Origin of the sequence: Streptococcus infantis, from assembly GCF_047465525.1 — a bacterium.
GTDB classification, from domain to species: domain Bacteria; phylum Bacillota; class Bacilli; order Lactobacillales; family Streptococcaceae; genus Streptococcus; species Streptococcus infantis_R.
Genome location: NZ_JASGZS010000002.1, coordinates 63,577 through 81,884, shown reverse-complemented (window position 1 = coordinate 81,884; position 18,308 = coordinate 63,577). Strand labels below are relative to the sequence as shown.

General features: G+C 39.5%; 22 protein-coding genes. 6 read left to right on the top strand and 16 right to left on the bottom strand.

Annotated features, from left to right (window positions below):
• Window positions 1-284 precede the first annotated feature (284 nt).
• The gene (locus QM374_RS01155) at window positions 285-1,541 is read left to right on the top strand and encodes an ISL3 family transposase (protein ID WP_414310639.1); all 1,257 of its coding nucleotides are present in this window, start codon (window positions 285-287) and stop codon (window positions 1,539-1,541) included.
• Window positions 1,542-1,699: 158 nt separating this feature from the next.
• Here the strand turns inward: QM374_RS01155 and rpsR are convergent, their stop codons facing one another.
• The 14 genes from rpsR to QM374_RS01085 all read right to left on the bottom strand — a co-directional run bounded on the left by rpsR (window position 1,700) and on the right by QM374_RS01085 (window position 11,474).
• Entirely contained in the window at window positions 1,700-1,939 is a 240-nt protein-coding gene (gene rpsR, locus QM374_RS01150; protein WP_000068664.1) for a 30S ribosomal protein S18, read from the bottom strand.
• A 32-nt stretch (window positions 1,940-1,971) separates the two neighbouring features.
• Entirely contained in the window at window positions 1,972-2,442 is a 471-nt protein-coding gene (ssbA, locus tag QM374_RS01145; RefSeq protein ID WP_414310638.1) for a single-stranded DNA-binding protein SsbA, read from the bottom strand.
• 11 nt (window positions 2,443-2,453) lie between these two features.
• Window positions 2,454-2,744 (bottom strand): 30S ribosomal protein S6, encoded by a 291-nt coding sequence (gene rpsF, locus QM374_RS01140; RefSeq protein WP_001151786.1) that lies wholly within the window; start codon window positions 2,742-2,744, stop codon window positions 2,454-2,456.
• A 128-nt stretch (window positions 2,745-2,872) separates the two neighbouring features.
• Window positions 2,873-3,529: a CBS domain-containing protein gene (locus QM374_RS01135; protein WP_000268637.1), complete on the bottom strand. Its 657-nt coding sequence runs from the start codon at window positions 3,527-3,529 to the stop codon at window positions 2,873-2,875.
• 409 nt (window positions 3,530-3,938) lie between these two features.
• Window positions 3,939-4,649: an ABC transporter ATP-binding protein gene (locus QM374_RS01130; RefSeq protein ID WP_045763246.1), complete on the bottom strand. Its 711-nt coding sequence runs from the start codon at window positions 4,647-4,649 to the stop codon at window positions 3,939-3,941.
• On the bottom strand, window positions 4,649-5,413 hold the full coding sequence (locus QM374_RS01125; RefSeq protein ID WP_049503117.1) for an ABC transporter ATP-binding protein: 765 nt from the start codon (window positions 5,411-5,413) through the stop codon (window positions 4,649-4,651). Before QM374_RS01125 ends, QM374_RS01130 begins: the two co-directional genes overlap by 1 nt.
• Window positions 5,413-6,369, bottom strand: a complete 957-nt coding sequence (locus QM374_RS01120; protein ID WP_000662278.1) for a branched-chain amino acid ABC transporter permease — start codon at window positions 6,367-6,369, stop codon at window positions 5,413-5,415. The genes QM374_RS01125 and QM374_RS01120 overlap by 1 nt, the downstream gene beginning before the upstream one ends.
• Before the next feature lie 3 nt (window positions 6,370-6,372).
• Window positions 6,373-7,242: a branched-chain amino acid ABC transporter permease gene (locus QM374_RS01115; RefSeq protein WP_000941435.1), complete on the bottom strand. Its 870-nt coding sequence runs from the start codon at window positions 7,240-7,242 to the stop codon at window positions 6,373-6,375.
• Between the two features lie 115 nt (window positions 7,243-7,357).
• Window positions 7,358-8,518, bottom strand: a complete 1,161-nt coding sequence (locus QM374_RS01110; RefSeq protein WP_281334786.1) for an ABC transporter substrate-binding protein — start codon at window positions 8,516-8,518, stop codon at window positions 7,358-7,360.
• Window positions 8,519-8,605: 87 nt separating this feature from the next.
• Window positions 8,606-8,875, bottom strand: coding sequence for a YlbG family protein (locus QM374_RS01105; protein ID WP_414310637.1), 270 nt, complete (start codon window positions 8,873-8,875; stop codon window positions 8,606-8,608).
• Between the two features lie 75 nt (window positions 8,876-8,950).
• Window positions 8,951-9,541, bottom strand: coding sequence for an ATP-dependent Clp protease proteolytic subunit ClpP (clpP, locus tag QM374_RS01100; RefSeq protein ID WP_000613459.1), 591 nt, complete (start codon window positions 9,539-9,541; stop codon window positions 8,951-8,953).
• Window positions 9,542-9,713: 172 nt separating this feature from the next.
• Window positions 9,714-10,343 (bottom strand): uracil phosphoribosyltransferase, encoded by a 630-nt coding sequence (upp, locus tag QM374_RS01095; protein ID WP_000517029.1) that lies wholly within the window; start codon window positions 10,341-10,343, stop codon window positions 9,714-9,716.
• 87 nt (window positions 10,344-10,430) lie between these two features.
• Window positions 10,431-10,898: a deoxycytidylate deaminase gene (locus QM374_RS01090; protein WP_414310636.1), complete on the bottom strand. Its 468-nt coding sequence runs from the start codon at window positions 10,896-10,898 to the stop codon at window positions 10,431-10,433.
• Between the two features lie 18 nt (window positions 10,899-10,916).
• Complete coding sequence (locus tag QM374_RS01085; RefSeq protein WP_000840874.1) at window positions 10,917-11,474, bottom strand: TetR/AcrR family transcriptional regulator; 558 nt, start codon at window positions 11,472-11,474, stop codon at window positions 10,917-10,919.
• 124 nt (window positions 11,475-11,598) lie between these two features.
• Between QM374_RS01085 and QM374_RS01080 the strand changes: the two genes are divergently transcribed.
• The 4 genes from QM374_RS01080 (at window position 11,599) to QM374_RS01065 (ending at window position 14,876) form a co-directional block, all read left to right on the top strand.
• Window positions 11,599-12,444 carry a DegV family protein gene (locus tag QM374_RS01080; protein ID WP_414310635.1) on the top strand — a complete coding sequence of 282 codons (846 nt, stop codon included), beginning with the start codon at window positions 11,599-11,601 and terminating at the stop codon, window positions 12,442-12,444.
• A 227-nt stretch (window positions 12,445-12,671) separates the two neighbouring features.
• The gene (locus tag QM374_RS01075) at window positions 12,672-13,838 is read left to right on the top strand and encodes an NAD(P)/FAD-dependent oxidoreductase (protein ID WP_414310634.1); all 1,167 of its coding nucleotides are present in this window, start codon (window positions 12,672-12,674) and stop codon (window positions 13,836-13,838) included.
• Between the two features lie 50 nt (window positions 13,839-13,888).
• Entirely contained in the window at window positions 13,889-14,410 is a 522-nt protein-coding gene (locus QM374_RS01070) for a DUF1697 domain-containing protein (RefSeq protein ID WP_000400057.1), read from the top strand.
• A 10-nt stretch (window positions 14,411-14,420) separates the two neighbouring features.
• Entirely contained in the window at window positions 14,421-14,876 is a 456-nt protein-coding gene (locus tag QM374_RS01065; protein ID WP_414310633.1) for an 8-oxo-dGTP diphosphatase, read from the top strand.
• Window positions 14,877-14,908: 32 nt separating this feature from the next.
• On the opposite strand, the gene QM374_RS01060 is transcribed toward QM374_RS01065, so the two are convergent.
• Window positions 14,909-15,649, bottom strand: coding sequence for a MerR family transcriptional regulator (locus QM374_RS01060; RefSeq protein WP_414310632.1), 741 nt, complete (start codon window positions 15,647-15,649; stop codon window positions 14,909-14,911).
• 229 nt (window positions 15,650-15,878) lie between these two features.
• Between QM374_RS01060 and QM374_RS01055 the strand changes: the two genes are divergently transcribed.
• The gene (locus QM374_RS01055; RefSeq protein WP_414310631.1) at window positions 15,879-17,219 is read left to right on the top strand and encodes a sodium-dependent transporter; all 1,341 of its coding nucleotides are present in this window, start codon (window positions 15,879-15,881) and stop codon (window positions 17,217-17,219) included.
• Window positions 17,220-17,261: 42 nt separating this feature from the next.
• Here the strand turns inward: QM374_RS01055 and manA are convergent, their stop codons facing one another.
• Complete coding sequence (manA, locus tag QM374_RS01050; protein WP_414310630.1) at window positions 17,262-18,206, bottom strand: mannose-6-phosphate isomerase, class I; 945 nt, start codon at window positions 18,204-18,206, stop codon at window positions 17,262-17,264.
• Window positions 18,207-18,308: the final 102 nt, after the last annotated feature.

Genomic DNA, 18,308 nt, shown 5'->3' with positions numbered 1-18,308 from the left:
TCCCTTTCAAGTGAACAATCAAATTAGCAACCAGTGATTAATGTCGCTGGTTTTTATACTCTTCGAAAATCTCTTCAAACCACATCATCTTTATCTGCAACCTCAAAGCTGTGCTTTGAGCAACCTGCAGCTAGCTTCCTAGTTTGTTCTTTGATTTTCAGGCTCTATAATATTTGTAGTGGGTAAATCCCCTATGGATCTTATGGAGCCTATTTTGTTGTAGAAAAAAAGTCCCATATGACCTATAATGAAAAGCGACTAAACAACTCATTAGAAAGATTCATATGGAACAATTACATTTTATCACAAAACTACTCGATATCAAAGACCCAAACATCAAGATTGTAGATATCATCAATATGGATACTCACAAAGAAATCATCGCTAAACTGGATTATGAGGCTCCATCTTGTCCTGATTGCGGAAGTCAAATGAAGAAATATGACTTCCAAAAACCGTCGAAAATTCCTTACCTCGAAACGACTGGTATGCCTACTAGAATCCTCCTTAGAAAACGCCGTTTCAAGTGCTATCAGTGCTCGAAAATGATGGTAACCGAAACCTCTCTCGTCAAGAAAAATCACCAAATTCCTCGTATTATCAATCAAAAAATTGTGCAAAAATTGATTGAAAAGACTTCTATGACTGATATTGCCCATCAGCTTTCCATTTCAACTTCAACTGTCGTTCGCAAGCTCAATGACTTCCGTTTTAAACATGACTTTAGCCGACTTCCTGATATTATGTCTTGGGACGAGTATGCCTTTACCAAGGGAAAGATGAGTTTCATTGCACAAGATTTTGACAATCTCAACATTATCACCGTGCTTGAAGGTAGAACCCAAACTATCATCCGAAATCACTTTCTGCGCTACGATAGCGCAGTTCGCTGTCAGGTGAAAATCATTACTATGGATATGTTTAGTCCTTACTATAACTTGGCTAAACAGCTTTTTCCTTATGCTAAAATCGTTCTAGATCGTTTTCACATTGTGCAACATCTTAGCCGTGCTATGAGTCGTGTCCGTGTTCAAATCATGAATCAATTTGATAGAAAATCCCATGAATACAAAGCTATCAAGCGCTACTGGAAGCTCATTCAACAGGATAGTCGTAAACTAAGTGATAAACGTTTTTATCGCCCTACTTTTCGCATGCACTTAACAAATAAGGAGATTCTAGACAAGCTTTTGAGCTATTCAGAAGACTTGAGACACCACTATAATATCTATCAGCTCTTGCTTTTTCACTTTCAGAACAAGGAGCCAGACAAATTTTTCGGACTCATTGAAGACAATCTTAAACAGGTTCATCCTCTTTTTCAGACTGTCTTTAAGACATTTCTCAAGGACAAAGAGAAAATTGTCAACGCCCTTCAACTACTCTATTCCAACGCCAAACTGGAAGCGACCAATAATCTCATCAAACTTATCAAACGAAATGCATTTGGTTTTCGGAACTTTGAAAACTTCAAAAAACGGATTTTTATCGCTCTCAACATCAAAAAAGAAAGGACGAAATCCGTCCTTTCTCGATCTTAGATTTTCTTCAACCCACTACAGTTGACAAAGAGCCTGAAAAAGAGGTCCACTGGACCTGAAAAAAAGACCCACCCGGGTCTGAAAAAGAGGTCCCTCGGACCTCAACTCGCTTTCACATTTCTATGCTCGTGAAAAAAAGACCCGTCGGGGTCTTTTCTTTAATCTTCGTTTACGAAAGGCATCAAAGCCATTACGCGAGCGCGTTTGATAGCTGTTGTTACTTTACGTTGGTTTTTAGCTGAAGTTCCTGTTACACGACGAGGAAGGATTTTCCCACGTTCTGAAACGAAACGGCTAAGAAGCTCAGTATCTTTGTAATCAACATATTCAATTTTGTTTGCTGCGATGTAATCAACTTTTTTACGGCGTTTGAATCCGCCACGACGTTGTTGAGCCATGTTTTTTTCTCCTTTATAGTATTAATTGTCCATTAGAATGGTAAATCATCATCTGAAATATCCAAAGGATTCGTTGTTCCGAATGGATTTTCATCACGTGAAAAGTCAGGTACTGATTGAGTAGGTACTGAATAGTTTGAACTTGGTGCAGAATAAGCTCCACCAGTATGTCCTTCACGCACACTACGGCTTTCCAACATTTGGAAATTCTCAGCCACGACTTCCGTCACGTAGACACGTTGTCCTTGCTGGTTATCGTAACTACGAGTCTGAATACGACCTGTCACCCCGATAAGTGAGCCTTTTTTAGCCCAATTAGCAAGATTCTCAGCCTGTTGGCGCCACATAACGACATTGATAAAATCAGCCTCACGTTCGCCATTTTGACTCTTAAATGTACGGTTTACTGCAAGAGTAAAAGTCGCAACTGCTACATTTGATGGGGTATAACGCAACTCAGCGTCACGAGTCATACGCCCTACAAGTACAACATTGTTAATCATAATCTACCTTCTTACGCGTCAGTTTTGACGATCATGTGACGAAGAATGTCAGCGTTGATTTTTGAAAGACGGTCAAACTCTTTAAGAGCTGCATCATCATTTGCTTCAACGTTAACGATGTGGTAAAGTCCTTCGCGGAAATCTTGGATTTCGTATGCAAGACGACGTTTTTCCCATGTTTTTGATTCAACAACAGTTGCACCGTTGTCAGTCAAGATAGAGTCAAAACGTGCTACCAAAGCGTTTTTCGCTTCTTCTTCAATGTTTGGACGAATGATATAAAGAATTTCGTATTTAGCCATTGATATGTTCCTCCTTTTGGTCTAATGACCCCAAGACATTGCAAGGGGTAAGTGAGGTTTGCTCACAATAAATTATTATACTAGAAAAAAATTTTTTTAGCAAGTAAAAACTGCTTCTATTTTATTTTTTACAGTTTTTTTGCTAAAGTTTGTGTAATTTCTTCAACTTGAATATTCTCAGATTCAAATTTCTGTTTAAAGGTAGCTAGATCAACCGTTCCCTCAATTTGAACTTCGATAACAATCTTACCATCTTTACGTGGAATATTAACAGTATGAGAAATATTTAGATTTTCCTCAACGATTAAAGAAACAATCTTACCAAGTACCCCAACTTCATTTTCTGTGATAAAACGAACACGGATTCCCTCTTCGCCATAACCAGAAATTTCAAGAAATGCTCTGAATACATCACGGTCAGTAATGACACCATAGACTTGTCCATTATCAATAACTGGCAAGATTCCAATCTTATTTTTCAGCATAAGGTAGGTTGCATCTTCCAAACTTGCATAACCTGAGACAGTTACAACATCACGAATCATGACGTCCTTTACTTTTGTTTTATTGAGCAAGTAATTCATCTCAAAGATTGAAAGACTCGTTGCTTTTGATGGACTGGCTTCAGCAATTGTTCCTTCTGTTACTAGACCAACTAATTTATCATTTTCAATAACAGGAAGACGATGCAAACCTTGTTCGCGCATCAAGTCTGCTGCATGTGCTACAGTCGTATCTGGGCTAATATATACGACCTTTCGTGTCATAAAATCTTTAACTGCCATAGGAACTCTCCTTTATGTTTATAGCTTTATTATACACTTTTTACGAAAATCAATCAAACGCTTTCATCTCTTTTTCAAGATTCTGAAAACTCTGAAATACTATAAAAAGAGCCCTATATTAGGACCCTCAATCTTATGATTATGTAATTTGTTTGGCAGTCTTTATTCGCAACCTAAACTAGTCTCCCAGACTATACGAAGATTAGTACGTAATCCTTATCCAGTGACTAAAACAATCCAGTGGATCTGATGATTGCCAAGCAATCTCTATCTGCCGACTAAAAAGGTCCTAGGGACTAATGTGGATTGCTTGCGCAATCCTTATTCGCAACCTAAACTAGTCTCCCAGACTATGCGAAGATTACTACGTAATCCTTATCCGCCGACTAAAAAGGTCCCCCGGACCTTTTTAGCCACCTAGATATGCTTTTCTAACTTCGTCTGATGCTGCGAGTTCTTTACCTGTTCCTGAAAGAACGATTTTACCTGTTTCAAGAACATAGCCTCGATCTGCGATGGCTAGTGCTTTATTGGCATTTTGCTCAATCAAAAGAACGGTTGTACCTTGTTTTTGAATATCTTGGATGATATCAAAAATTTCTTGGATGAAAATTGGTGCAAGCCCCATTGAAGGTTCATCTAACAAAAGAAGCTTAGGCGTTGACATAAGCGCGCGTCCCATAGCAAGCATCTGTTGCTCACCACCAGAAAGGGTAGCTGCATCTTGGTTTTTACGTTCTTCTAGACGAGGGAAACGTGAAAAGACTTTCTTCAAATTTGCTTGATTCTCTTCACGATTTTTCTTAAGAAAGGCTCCCATCTCCAAGTTTTCCATAACTGTCAAACCAGGGAAGACGTGACGTCCTTCTGGTACTTGAGAAAGTCCTGATGCCACAATTTTTTGTGCAGGCATCTTTTGGATTTCTTGTCCCAAAAATTCAATTTTACCAGAACTTGGACGAACAAGGCCTGATAAGGTACGAAGGATGGTTGTTTTACCAGCACCGTTTGCACCGATAAGGGAAACAACTTCTCCTTCATTTACTTCAAAGCTCACATCACGTACAGCTTGAATCATACCATAGTGTACTGAGAGGTTTTCAACTTTTAACATAGACATTAGGCTTCACCTCCTAGATAAGCTTCGATAACACGTTTATTACTCTTGATTTCATCTGGTGTTCCATGAGCAATCAAACGACCGTACTCAAGAACGTAGATACGCTCAGTAACTTCCATAACCAAGTTCATATCATGTTCAATCAGCATAATAGTAATGTTGAATTCATCCTTGATGCGACGAATCAACTCAGTCAATTCTGCAGTTTCTTGTGGATTCATACCCGCTGCAGGCTCATCCAAGAAAAGGATTTTAGGTTCTGTAGCAAGAGCACGAACAATTTCCAAACGACGTTGTTGACCATAGGCTAAATTTTTAGCTAGAGTTTCAGCATCTCCATCCAAATCAAAGATTTTTAGTAATTCTAAGGCTTTAGCCTTCAATTCTTTTTCATTCTTATAAAAAGCTGGTAAGCGCAAGAAACTTGCAAAAACATGTTGTTTATGATGATTACTAAATGCAATTAGAACGTTATCCAAAACTGTCAAGTCCTTAAAAAGGCGGATATTTTGGAAGGTACGCCCTAAACCAAGAGATGCGATTTTATAAGGTTGCTTGCCATTTAACAAGTGACCATCCAAGGTTACTGTCCCTTCGCTTGGTTCATAAACACCTGTCAACAAGTTGAAGAGGGTTGTTTTCCCAGCACCATTCGGTCCAATCAAACCAACAAGTTCACCTTCGTTCAATTCGAGAGTGACGTCCCCAACGGCTGTCAGACCACCAAAATGTTTGGTTAAATTTTTTACTTCAAGTAATGCCATTAGTTTTGTCCCTCCTTCTTACCTTTTTTAAAGAGACGTGATAGGCTCAATTCCCATGTCCCAAGAAGACCACCTGGTCTGAAGATCATAACGAGTACTAAGGCCAAAGCATAGATAATCATACGAACGCTAGCCACGTCTTGAAGGAGCATGTTCAAGATTCCAAGCACGATTGCCGCAACAATTGCCCCTGTAATGGAACCTAAACCACCGAACACAACGATAATCAAGACATTGATAGAGTTGATAAACGTATAATCTTTTGGTACGACTGATCCAATAAATCCTGACTGAAGAGTACCTGCGATACTTGCAGTAACAGCACCAAAAACAAAAGCAATGATTTTAATTTTTGTTGTATTTACCCCTACTGACTCAGCAGCAATCTCATCTTCACGAACTGATAAGGTTAAACGTCCGATAGGACTGCGAAGGAAATTGAGAGTGGCAATCGTTGTAATCACGGCAAAGAAGTATACCATTTGCCAAGTTGTAAAGTTAGGAATCCCCAAAATACCAGCAGCACCGTTTGTAAGGCTTCCACCATTAATAATGAAGATACGAATAATTTCAGCAACACCAAGTGTCGCAACCGCGAGATAATCCCCTTTCAAACGTAGGGTAGGAATTCCAACTACCAAGGCAACCAAACCAGCAATAATGGCACCGAGCAACATAGCTCCAAAGAATGCACCATAGGTTGGAGATTTAGAACCAATAATAGCTGCTGCATAGGCACCAATAGCCATAAATCCAGCATGTCCAAGTGAAAACTGACCAGAGAACCCAACGATTAGGTTAAGACCTACTGCTAGAATAATATTGATACCGATTTGTTCAATAATCTGAATATGGAAAAGGTTCAAGACTCCTACTGAAACCAATAGGCTAATCAAACCATATCCAAGCAACAAAAGGAATAACCATAGAATATTAACTTTTAAATTTTCTTTCATTGTTTACACCTTCTCTTTCACATTCTTACCGAGGATACCAGCTGGACGAACAATCAAGATTAAGAGCAAGATTCCATACACGATGGCATCACGGAAATCTGACATTCCGAAGGCAGTAGCAAATGTCTCCAAAAGACCAATAACAAAGCCACCCAGAGCTGCACCAGGGATGATTCCGATACCACCAAGAACGGCAGCCACAAATGATTTAATACCTGGAGTCATTCCCATCAATGGCTCAAGAGAGTTATAGTAAAGTGCAATCAAGACACCCGCTGCACCAGCTAGAGCTGAGCCCAATGCAAAGGTGAAACTGATTGTACGGTTCACGTTAATCCCCATCAGCTGAGCAGCATCACTATCTACAGAAACGGCACGCATGGCTTTCCCCATTTTGGTTTTTTGCACGATGAGTTGTAGAAGAACCATCAAAACAAGTGAGACAGTCAAAATCAACAATTGAATATTTGTTAGACTAATTGGTCCCAAGTCATAACGAACTGTTTGGATTGCTTGAGGGAAGGCACGTGTATTGGCGCCTACCAGATAGACCATCCCATACTCCAGTAAGAAGGAAACCCCGATGGCTGTAATCAATACAGAAATACGAGTTGAATGACGTAATGGACGATAAGCAAGAAACTCAATGATAACACCGAGAATTGCCGTTCCGATCATCGATAAGATCAAGGCTACAAAGAAATTTAATTGCAAGGAATTAATCAAGAAATAACCCATGAAAGCACCCATCATATAAATATCACCGTGGGCAAAGTTAATGAGCTTGATAATTCCATAAACCATAGTATAACCTAGGGCTAGCAGCGCATAGACACTCCCCAAGATTAGACCATTGACAAGTTGTTGAAGCATATGGTTCACTCTTTCTAAGTTTTATTTTTTAGGATTTTTATAAAAAAATAATCCTTTCATAAACACCGAAACAGGGAGTGAGTAAAAGCTCATTCCCCATTTCCTGTATCTATAATTATGGTTTTACGACTTCTGCCGCTTCTACTTTACCATTATTCATGGTCATCATGAAGGCTGTTTTCACAGTGTTGTGATCTGCATCAAAGCTTGTTTGACCTGTAACACCTTCGAAGTTTTGTGTTTTAGCAAGATTGTTCTTGATATCAACTGAAGTTTTTGCACCTTTTGCTGCATTAGCTACAAGGTAAACAGAGTCATAAGCAAGAGCTGCAAATGTTGAAGGATCTTCGTTGTATTTTGCACGGTAAGCTTCAAGGAAGGCTTTTGCTTTTGCTGAAACCTCTACAGTAGTTGAGAAACCTGAGATGAAGTAGATATTTGATGCGCGTTCAGCTGTTGCTTGTTGAACAAACTCTGCACCGTTGAATCCATCACCACCAATGATTGGTTTATCAATTCCCATACCACGAGCTTGGTTTACAATCTTACCAGCTTCTGTGTAGTAACCTGGCAATACGATTGCATCAAAGTCTTTATCTTTGATTTTTGTCAAAGCTGCTTGGAAGTCAGTATCACCTGATACAAACGTTTCATCTGCTACGATTTCGCCTGAGAATGAATCACGGAATGATTTTGCAATTCCTTTAGCATAGTCGCTTGAGTTATCAGTATACAAGACAACTTTCTTAGCGTTCAACTTGTTTGTAACATAGTTAGAAATAATTTTTCCTTGGAAGCTATCTTGGAATGTTCCGATGAAAAGGAAATCTTGACCTTTTGTCAAACCATCTTGAGTAGCACTTGGAGAAATCAATGGAACCCCAGCTTGTGTAGCATTTGCTACTGCTGCTGCGGTTGCACCTGAAGTTGCAGGTCCTACGATAGCTGCTACTTTAGATTGAGTCACAAGGTTTGTTGAAACAGAAGCAGCTTCAGCAGTTTCTGATTTGTTATCTTTGTCGACTACTTCGATCTGTTTTCCATCGATACCACCTGCTGCGTTGATTTCATCAACTGCAAGTTGAGCACCCTTTTGCTCAGATGTACCGTAAGATGCTACAGCACCAGTTTCTTCAAAGTTGAAACCGATTTTTACGACTTTCTCATCCACTGGGTTACCAGTTGAATTTGAAGCTCCTGTCTTCACTTCTCCACAAGCTGCTAAAACAGCTACACTTGCAAGAGCTACAAGTGATAAGGCAAATTTTTTCTTCATCTTTTTTGTCTCCTTATTTCTTAAATAAATAGCATGTTAAGAATATACCGAATTATCTGAAAATTGTCAACACATTTATCTTAATTTTTACATGATAACGTTTTCGTTATTTCTGTAGAGACTACCAACAAAGGGAGTTTCCAATTCTTGGATATGGCATCGTCGCACTTTTTTGATAAATCTCTCTTTTCCTAAACGGCTAACCAGTTCTTCCACTTCTTCTGTTGGGACATAAAGTTGCAGATAACGGTGTTTTTTAGAGTGGTAACAAATATCACCATAATTATCGAGTTTTTTTGCATCACGATTATAGTATAGGTAGATAATCAGACCAGACCGATTCTCTTTTTGAAACATATTACAACTTCCTTCTAACAATCTTCTTACCATTATATCAAAAAAAGCAAACTCAGTCGAGTTTGCTTCAAAAGATTAATTCAAAGAATTATTAGCCATGATTTCATCAATGAAACCATATTCAAGTGTTTCTTGAGCGCTCATCCAGTAATCACGTTCAGCATCTGCATGGATTTGCTCAACTGATTTACCAGAATTATCTGCAAGAATTTGCTCCAAAGTCTTACGAGTTTTAAGCAAGTGCTCAGCAGCAATAGCCATATCTGTTTGCTGTGTACCACCACCTGTACCACCCATTGGTTGGTGAATCATGTACTCTGCATTTGGAAGCATGAAGCGTTTGCCCTTAGCACCACTTGATGCGATAATAGTTCCCATTGAGGCAGCCATACCCATAACAATCGTTTGTACGTCTGCTTTAATGAAATTCATAGTATCTACAATTGCTAAACCAGCTGAAACTGATCCACCTGGTGTATTAACATAGAGGTAGATATCTTTAGTGCTGTCTTGAGCATCCAAGAAAAGCAATTGGGCGATAACTGAATTGGCCATATTGTCTTCAACTGGACCAGTCAACATGATGATACGATCTTTTAAAAGACGTGAGTAAATGTCATATGAACGTTCTCCACGACTTGTTTGTTCAATAACTACAGGAATCATTCATTTCTCCTTCTGATTTCAATTTTTCTTAGTCAAACGACTCAATACAGGTCTATTATATCTTTTTGGTCAAAAAAGGTCAAATCTTTGCTCTATCCTAAAAACAGACACAAAAATTCAACCTCCTTTCGAGACTAAAACCAATGAACAGTTTTAGTTTATGCTTAGAATCTTATTTAGTACCGAACAAGCGGTCTCCTGCGTCACCAAGACCTGGAACGATATAGCCATGTTCGTTCAAACGTTCATCCAAAGCTGCTGTAAAGATTTCTACATCTGGGTGAGCTTCTTGAAGAGCTTTTACACCTTCTGGAGCGGATACAAGGCAGACAAATTTGATGTTTGATGCTCCACGTTTTTTGAGGGAATCAACAGCCAAGATTGCAGAACCACCTGTTGCAAGCATAGGGTCAACCACAAAAATTTGACGTTGGTCGATATCTTCAGGTAATTTTACCAAGTATTCTACTGGTTGAAGAGTTTCTTCGTCACGGTACATACCAATATGTCCAACTTTGGCTGCTGGAACCAAGCTCAATAGCCCATCGACCATCCCGATACCTGCACGCAAGATTGGAACAATTGCCAATTTTTTACCAGCCAATTGTTTTTGAACTGTTTTTGTGATAGGTGTTTCGATTTCAACGTCTTCAAGCGGAAGATCACGAAGTACTTCATATCCCATCAACATAGCAATTTCATCTACTAATTCACGAAAAGCTTTTGTAGAAGTGTCTGTACGACGCAAGATTGACAATTTGTGTTGAATGAGTGGATGATTAATGACTTCAAGTTTTCCCATTTTCTGAATTCCTTCTTTCAATTTATTCTTCTTATTATATCAAAAAATGGTTTAAAAATCCTTCTAAACCATCTTTTTTTTTAATTTTTAAATCAAGTTAGCTTCTTGAAGAGCTGCTTGTACTGTCTCAAGTTGTAAATGTGTCAACTCAGTCCCTTTTTCACGATAGAGATACTGGGCGTAGTCGTCCATACGATACTGGTTAATATAAACGACACGTTCACAACCTACCTGAAGTAATTGCTTGGTACAATTAAGACAAGGAAAATGGGTCACATAAGCTGTAAATCCTTTTGGAACGCCACGTTCGGCTCCTTGTAAAATAGCATTAACCTCAGCATGAAGAGTGCGGACACAGTGGCCCTCAATCACCAAACAGTCATGGTCAATACAATGCTCCGTTCCTGATACAGAGCCATTATAACCTGTTGAAATAACCTTATTATCCTTGACTAAAACAGCTCCTACCTTGGCGCGTTTACAGGTTGAACGATTGGCAATCAATAGGGCTTGAGCAGCAAAATACTCATCCCAAGCCAGTCTTTTTTCTGTCATAACTTCTCTCCTCCTGATCTATTTTTTGAAAAATGGTAGGCGTAAATCTGCAATTTTTTCAGCAGGAACCTTCATTCCATCCTTGATCCATTTAAGCAAAACTGATACGATGGCAGAACTCCAAAAAGAATGCAGATAACTGCTAACACCCTTTGATTTTCCATAATATTTTTCCAAAAATTCCTGCATAGCTTGCACAAATATTTTTTCCAAGTGATAGTCCAGGGCAAGCTGAATAACCTTGGCTTCTTTTCTGGCTTCACGAAAGAGATGAACCCAAACCAGATAGAGATCCGTTTTGACATCATAATGACTCAGCTGCTCCATGATATTATGGACACTGCGTTTAAAGACGCTTTCTAAAATCTCTTCTTTGGAGTCATAGTTTCGATAAAAGGCTGCACGGGAGACCCCAGCTCTTTTTACCAATTCGGAAATGCTAATCTTTGTCAACTCCTTTTTCTCCAAAAGTTGCAAAAGAGCTGTTTCGATAGCTTCTCTGGTCAGTAAATTGGATTCTTTGTTTGATTTTCTGAGATTTTCAAGCGAATTTTCAGAAATTCTTCGTTCGGCCATAACACTTCCTTTCTACTTGTGACAACAGAGTGACGAGACTTTTGTTTTAAGATTTTTCATGATATAATTGTAAAAAAAGACAGAACCTTTGTCAATGTATAAGTGATAAAGATGGAGAATTTCTATGACTTGGAAGATTGTAGCTGACTCTGGTTGTGATTATCGTCAACTGGCAAATCCAGCAATTGATACTGAATTCATCAGTGTTCCCTTAACCATTCAAGTGGCTGATCAAGTCTTTATTGACGATGCTAGTCTTGATATTGACAAAATGATGGAAACCATGTATGCAACTTCTGAAGCTTCAAAATCAGCTTGTCCTAGCCCTGATGATTACTTGCGAGCATTCGAGGGTGCAAAACATATTTTTGTAGTGACCATTACCGGAACTCTTTCTGGTAGTCAAAACAGCGCTCAATTAGCTAAGAATCTCTATCTCGAAGAACATCCTGATACTCAGATTCATGTCATTGATAGTTTGTCTGCTGGTGGAGAAGTTGACCTTATCGTAGAAAAAATCAATGATTTGATTGACCAAGGACTTTCTTTTGAAGAAGTGGTTAAAGCTATTACTGCCTACCAAGAAAAAACTAAGTTACTATTCGTCCTCGCTAAGGTTGATAACCTCGTTAAGAATGGTCGCTTGAGTAAGCTGATCGGTACAGTTGTTGGGCTCCTTAATATTCGTATGGTCGGGGAAGCAAGTGAAACTGGAACCTTGGAACTCCTCCAAAAGGCTCGTGGTGCTAAAAAATCTCTTCAAGCTGCCTATGAAGAATTAATTAAAGCTGGCTATGCTGGTGGACGTATCGTCATGGCTCACCGCAGTAATGATAAATTCTGCCAACAGCTCTCTGAACGTGTGCGTGAAACATTCCCACAAGCTGAAATCAAGATTATCCCAACCTCTGGACTCTGCAGTTTTTATGCAGAAGAAGGTGGACTCCTCATGGGATATGAAATTGACTAATTTATATAAGACAGAGGTCGGGATTCAATGTCCCGACCTCAATTTTTATCAGCAATTATCTTTTCTACTGTAGCAGAGTAGACTTTTGTACTGACAATTTCATCTTGTCAATACATAAGTTTGAAGAAGCCACGGGTTTGATAAAGATTCACGGGACTAGGTACTATCATGCAAAACTTGATCTACCGATTTCTGTCCCTCCGTCTTTTTTATGGTACAATACTTTTATGAAACATTTTGACACTATTGTAATTGGGGGAGGCCCGGCTGGTATGATGGCTACCATTTCCAGTAGCTTTTATGGGCAGAAAACCCTCCTCATTGAAAAAAATCGAAAACTTGGAAAAAAATTAGCGGGTACTGGTGGTGGTCGCTGCAATGTGACCAACAATGGAACTCTAGATGACCTATTAGCTGGCATCCCTGGAAATGGCCGCTTTCTATACAGTGTCTTTTCCCAGTTTGATAACCATGATATCATCAACTTTTTTACTGAAAATGGCGTAAAACTCAAGGTCGAAGACCACGGGCGTGTCTTTCCAGCCAGCGACAAATCTCGGACCATTATCGAAGCACTGGAAAAGAAAATCATGGAGCTAGGTGGGCAAGTTGCCACTCAAACAGAGATTGTTTCTGTTAAAAAGATTGACGACCAGTTTGTCCTGAAGTCTGCAGATCAAATCTTTACTTGTGATAAACTCATTGTCACAACAGGTGGAAAATCCTATCCTTCTACTGGCTCTACTGGTTTTGGTCATGAAATCGCCCGCCATTTCAAACATACTATTACCGAACTCGAAGCTGCTGAAAGTCCATTGTTGACTGATTTCCCGCATAAGGCCTTGCAGGGAATTTCCCTAGACGATGTAACCCTAAGCTATGGCAAGCACGTCATCACCCATGACCTGCTCTTTACCCACTTTGGTTTGTCAGGACCTGCTGCACTACGCATGTCTAGCTTTGTCAAGGGTGGGGAAGTCCTTTCACTAGATGTCTTGCCACAACTTTCTGAGAGAGAATTAGTTGACTTTTTAGAAGAGAACCGTGAAAAATCCTTGAAAAATGCCTTAAAAACCTTGCTCCCTGAACGATTGGCAGAATTTTTTGTCCAAGGATATCCTGAAAAAGTCAAACAACTAACAGAAAAGGAACGCGACCAACTTGTCCAGTCCATCAAGGCTCTTAAAATCCCTGTAACTGACAAAATGTCATTAGCTAAATCCTTTGTAACTAAAGGTGGCGTTAGTCTCAAGGAAATCAATCCTAAAACGCTGGAAAGTAAGCTAGTGCCTGGACTCCACTTTGCTGGCGAAGTACTAGATATCAATGCCCATACGGGGGGATTTAACATCACTTCCGCCCTCTGCACCGGCTGGGTGGCAGGCTCAAACTAGAACTATAAATGATATAGTATCTAAAGATATTGGATAAGAAAGGAGCTATTTTGGAACATATTATTTTACTGAGAGGTGTTACACCGAATGGACAAAATGCTATCCCTAAAATGTCTTATCTGGTAGATATCTTAACAGAGGCTGGTTTCCAACACGTTCGAACTTATATTCAAAGTGGAAATATTATTCTTGAAAGCGACTTAGCCATAGAAGAAATACGAGAACAAGTCCATACTCTAATAAAAGAAAAAATCGGAGCCGACTTGAAAATGGTCATTAAAAATAAGAGTGATTTTACAAAAATTGTCCAAGAAAATCCGTTTGGAGAACACTATCTTTATGACCGTATACATATAATTCTTTTCCAGAATGCTATCCAAAGTCTACCATTAGAAAAATTGAATATTGACTATGGTGAAGAAGAAATTTGTATCGGCAACCATTGTCTTTACCTCTATCTCCCTAGAACTGCAAAACGAAAAAAGCTTAATACCAACTATCTCGAAAAGCTGTTCGGCGTTGATCTGACCATGCGAAAGTTAAACGTGGTAGAAAAATTACTAACAAAATAGGACAAATAAGATGGATAGAAGAGAATCAGTCGAATTTGTCAACATGTGCTTGATTAAAAATGGGGACAAGGTTTTGGTTCAAGATCGAGTTAGTCCTAACTGGCCTGGCATTACTTTTCCTGGTGGCCATGTTGAACGTGGCGAATCCTTTGTCGATGCTGTCATTCGTGAAGTGAAAGAAGAAACTGGTCTGACCATTTCTAAACCCCAACTCTGCGGTATCAAAGATTGGTATGATGATGCAGATTATCGTTATGTTGTCCTCTTTTACAAAACTGAACACTTTGCTGGTGAGCTCCAATCTTCAGACGAAGGAAAAGTCTGGTGGGAGGATTTTGAAAATCTATCTCATCTTAAACTAGCTACTGAGGATATGTCTGATATGCTTCGTGTTTTTCTTGAAGAAGATCTCAGTGAGTTCTTTTACTACAAGGATGGTGAAGACTGGTCTTACCAACTCAAATAACAGTAAATCGGCAGAGGTCTCTCCGCCGATCTTTATTTTGTCTGAGTTCGAACATAGTGGGCAATAACATCTGATGTGTACTGGGCTGTTCCCTGTCCAAACTTATCAATGTTTTCCTTAAACTCTGGATTATAGACATAGCCTTTTCCGATATGACCGAAGACTTCCATAGAGCAGTCAAATCCATATATACGAATAGCTTGCAAGAGTTTGGCTGCTTCCTCTTGGTTTTCAGATGCTGTTATCGGCAGACCAGATTGTAGATTTTGTGCCAAGGCTTGAAAGATTTGATTAAAGGCTGTTGTAGCTTCATCCTCTCGTCCTTTTTGACGCTCGAGAGCCTGGTCCATGACTTCCTGGCCATATTTTTCTACCGCCTCTTGGTGGTATTTTTGATTGTCTTGATAGCTAAATCCAGTGAATTTTTCTTGAATGGTCATTTTTATTTCTCCTTTTTGTTCTTGTATGGTTTTTTGTAAGGTTGAAATTAAGGTATCCAGATGTTGTCTTTCTCGAGTCAGGTAATCCAACTGTCTCGTCAAATGTGGTAACAAGTCCGTCTTTTCTTCCTTCAATAGCTCTGCTATTTTTTCTAAAGAAAAACCTAGATACTTGTAATAGAGGATAATCTGTAGTCGTTCTAAATCTTCTTGACTGTAGGTTCGATAGCCATTTTCTGACTTTAATGGGACCAAGAGTCCTATCTTATCATAATGGTAAAGGGTCTTGATAGAGACACCTGAAAGCTGCGCAGCTTCTTTGATATGGTACATGATTTCCACCTCACATAATTAGTATATACCCTCCCCTTTGGGGAGAGTCAAGTATTTTTTTAAGAATTATGAAGACGTAAAATTGATTTTCTTGACAGACTTCAAAAATCATGATAGGATAATCAAGTCTATCAATCAAATAAAAAGCTCATAAAGAGCCATTGAGAGAAGGCTATTTGACAACTCAAGTAGCCTTTTCTTATTTTAAAAAATAGATCGGAGTTTTACTATGTCTGAAAAATCGCAATGGGGCTCGAAACTGGGCTTCATCCTTGCGTCTGCTGGTTCCGCTATTGGTCTTGGAGCCGTTTGGAAGTTTCCATACATGACTGCAGCCAATGGTGGAGGTGGATTTTTACTTGTCTTTCTCATCTCGACACTATTGATTGGCTTTCCTCTCCTCTTGGCGGAGTTTGCCCTTGGGCGGAGCGCTGGCGTGTCAGCAATCAAAACCTTTGGAAAATTGGGTGATAACAAGAACTACAATTTTATTGGTTGGATCGGTGCCTTTGCCCTTTTCATTCTCTTATCCTTTTACAGTGTTATTGGAGGATGGGTTTTAGTCTATCTAGGTATCGCTATTGCTAAAGCCTTCCAAGTTGGGATTAGCAGTGATTATGCCCAGCTCTTCACAGATATTATTTCAAATCCATGGATTGCTCTTGGTTCCCAAGCCCTCTTCATCTTCCTCAACATCTTTATCGTATCTAAGGGAGTTCAAAAAGGGATTGAAAGAGCTTCGAAAGTTATGATGCCCCTGCTCTTTATCATCTTTGTCATTATCATCGGGCGCTCTCTCAGCTTGCCAAATGCCATGGAAGGTGTAGTTTATTTCCTCAAACCTGACTTTTCAAAACTGACAAGCGCCGGACTCCTCTATGCTCTGGGACAATCTTTCTTTGCTTTATCCCTCGGGGTTACAGCCATGTTGACCTATGCTTCTTACTTGGATAAGAAAACCAACCTGGTCCAATCAGGTATGTCCATCGTTGCCATGAACATCTCTGTATCCATCATGGCAGGACTAGCTATTTTCCCAGCTATGTCAGCCTTCAATATTCAGTCTGAAGGTGGTCCTAGTCTCCTCTTTATCGTTCTACCCCAACTCTTTGACAAGATGCCTTTTGGAAGTATTTTCTATATTCTCTTTCTCTTGCTCTTCCTCTTTGCGACAGTCACTTCTTCTGTCGTGATGCTGGAAATCAATGTAGGCAACATCACCAACCAAGACAATCGTAAACGTGCTAAGTGGAGTATGATTTTAGGGGTTTTGACTTTTGTATTTGGTATCCCTTCAGCCCTATCATACGGTGTCATGGCAGACGTTCAAATCTTTGGGAAGACCTTCTTTGATGCCATGGACTTCTTGGTTTCTAATCTCCTCATGCCCTTTGGTGCCCTCTGCTTGTCTCTCTTTACAGGCTATGTCTTCAAAAAAGCACTCGCTATGGAGGAACTCCATCTTGATGAAAAACCATGGAAACAAGGACTTTTCCAAGTCTGGCTCTTCCTTCTTCGTTTTATCATCCCAATTATTATCATCGTGGTCTTTATCGCCCAGTTTATGTAAATATAAAAAAGGACTTGAGTAATGAACTCAGGCCCTTTCTTTTTATGGATGGCTAACAATCAATTCCAAATCTTGTCCTTCAAGTGTCCAAGTTTCAACATCACTTGGTAAGATAAAGTGGCTACCTTTTTGAATTGGATATTCCTTACCGTCCACAGTTAGTTTCCCTTGACCAGCTAAGACACTCAACAAGCTATAGTCAGCTGTCTTTTCAAAGTTAACTTTTCCAGTGATTTCCCACTTGTAAACTGCGAAGAATTCATTGGATACAAGGAGAGTTGAACGCAAATCATCTGCTTTAACAGTTACAGGACGGCTGTTAGCAGGCCCACCAATATTTAAAACATCAATGGATTTTTCAAGGTGAAGCTCGCGCAAGTTGCCATTGTCATCCTTACGGTCAAAGTCATAGACACGGTAGGTTGTATCACTAGACTGTTGCGTTTCAAGGATCAAGATACCTGCACCGATAGCGTGCATAGTTCCACTTGGTACATAGAAGAAATCTCCAGCTTTTACAGGAACTTTTGTTAACAGGGCATCCCAGTTTTTATCTTCGATTTGCTGACGGAGTTCTTCTTTTGACTTGGCATTGTGACCATAAATAATCTCTGAACCTTCATCTGCTGCGATAATATACCAGCACTCTGTCTTTCCAAGTTCGCCTTCATGCTCTAGTCCATAAGCATCGTCTGGGTGGACTTGAACACTGAGCCAGTCATTGGCATCGAGGATTTTAGTTAAGAGTGGAAATACTGGCTCTGGACGGTTGCCAAATAACTCACGGTGTTCTGCATACAAAGTAGCTAGGTCTGTTCCCTCAAAACGGCCATTAGCTATCTTAGAAACACCATTTGGGTGAGCTGATATTGCCCAATACTCACCAATCTTTTCGCTTGGAATGTCGTAGCCAAACTCATCACGAAGTTTAGTACCACCCCAGATTTTTTCTTGCATTACGGAATTTAAAAATAACGGTTCTGACATGTTACATCTCCTGTCTAATTTTTCACCCTCATTATAGCAAAAAAAGAGTCCTAATTGAACTCTTTTTCTTATCTTATAAAGTAGGGAGAAGATTTTATAAAA

Bases quoted from the DNA above. Each gene is read 5' to 3' on its own strand.
- QM374_RS01130 (WP_045763246.1), bottom strand. From the start codon at position 4,649: ATGTCTATGTTAAAAGTTGAAAACCTCTCAGTACACTATGGTATGATT.
- QM374_RS01120 (WP_000662278.1), bottom strand. From the start codon at position 6,369: ATGAAAGAAAATTTAAAAGTTAATATTCTATGGTTATTCCTTTTGTTG.
- QM374_RS01085 (WP_000840874.1), bottom strand. From the start codon at position 11,474: ATGGCCGAACGAAGAATTTCTGAAAATTCGCTTGAAAATCTCAGAAAA.
- QM374_RS01115 (WP_000941435.1), bottom strand. From the start codon at position 7,242: ATGCTTCAACAACTTGTCAATGGTCTAATCTTGGGGAGTGTCTATGCG.
- manA (WP_414310630.1), bottom strand. From the start codon at position 18,206: ATGTCAGAACCGTTATTTTTAAATTCCGTAATGCAAGAAAAAATCTGG.
- QM374_RS01055 (WP_414310631.1), top strand. From the start codon at position 15,879: ATGTCTGAAAAATCGCAATGGGGCTCGAAACTGGGCTTCATCCTTGCG.
- QM374_RS01075 (WP_414310634.1), top strand. From the start codon at position 12,672: ATGAAACATTTTGACACTATTGTAATTGGGGGAGGCCCGGCTGGTATG.
- QM374_RS01090 (WP_414310636.1), bottom strand. From the start codon at position 10,898: ATGACAGAAAAAAGACTGGCTTGGGATGAGTATTTTGCTGCTCAAGCC.
- QM374_RS01105 (WP_414310637.1), bottom strand. From the start codon at position 8,875: ATGTTTCAAAAAGAGAATCGGTCTGGTCTGATTATCTACCTATACTAT.
- rpsR (WP_000068664.1), bottom strand. From the start codon at position 1,939: ATGGCTCAACAACGTCGTGGCGGATTCAAACGCCGTAAAAAAGTTGAT.
- QM374_RS01080 (WP_414310635.1), top strand. From the start codon at position 11,599: ATGACTTGGAAGATTGTAGCTGACTCTGGTTGTGATTATCGTCAACTG.
- clpP (WP_000613459.1), bottom strand. From the start codon at position 9,541: ATGATTCCTGTAGTTATTGAACAAACAAGTCGTGGAGAACGTTCATAT.
- upp (WP_000517029.1), bottom strand. From the start codon at position 10,343: ATGGGAAAACTTGAAGTCATTAATCATCCACTCATTCAACACAAATTG.
- QM374_RS01125 (WP_049503117.1), bottom strand. From the start codon at position 5,413: ATGGCATTACTTGAAGTAAAAAATTTAACCAAACATTTTGGTGGTCTG.
- rpsF (WP_001151786.1), bottom strand. From the start codon at position 2,744: ATGGCTAAATACGAAATTCTTTATATCATTCGTCCAAACATTGAAGAA.
- ssbA (WP_414310638.1), bottom strand. From the start codon at position 2,442: ATGATTAACAATGTTGTACTTGTAGGGCGTATGACTCGTGACGCTGAG.
- QM374_RS01155 (WP_414310639.1), top strand. From the start codon at position 285: ATGGAACAATTACATTTTATCACAAAACTACTCGATATCAAAGACCCA.
- QM374_RS01110 (WP_281334786.1), bottom strand. From the start codon at position 8,518: ATGAAGAAAAAATTTGCCTTATCACTTGTAGCTCTTGCAAGTGTAGCT.
- QM374_RS01060 (WP_414310632.1), bottom strand. From the start codon at position 15,649: ATGTACCATATCAAAGAAGCTGCGCAGCTTTCAGGTGTCTCTATCAAG.
- QM374_RS01065 (WP_414310633.1), top strand. From the start codon at position 14,421: ATGGATAGAAGAGAATCAGTCGAATTTGTCAACATGTGCTTGATTAAA.
- QM374_RS01135 (WP_000268637.1), bottom strand. From the start codon at position 3,529: ATGGCAGTTAAAGATTTTATGACACGAAAGGTCGTATATATTAGCCCA.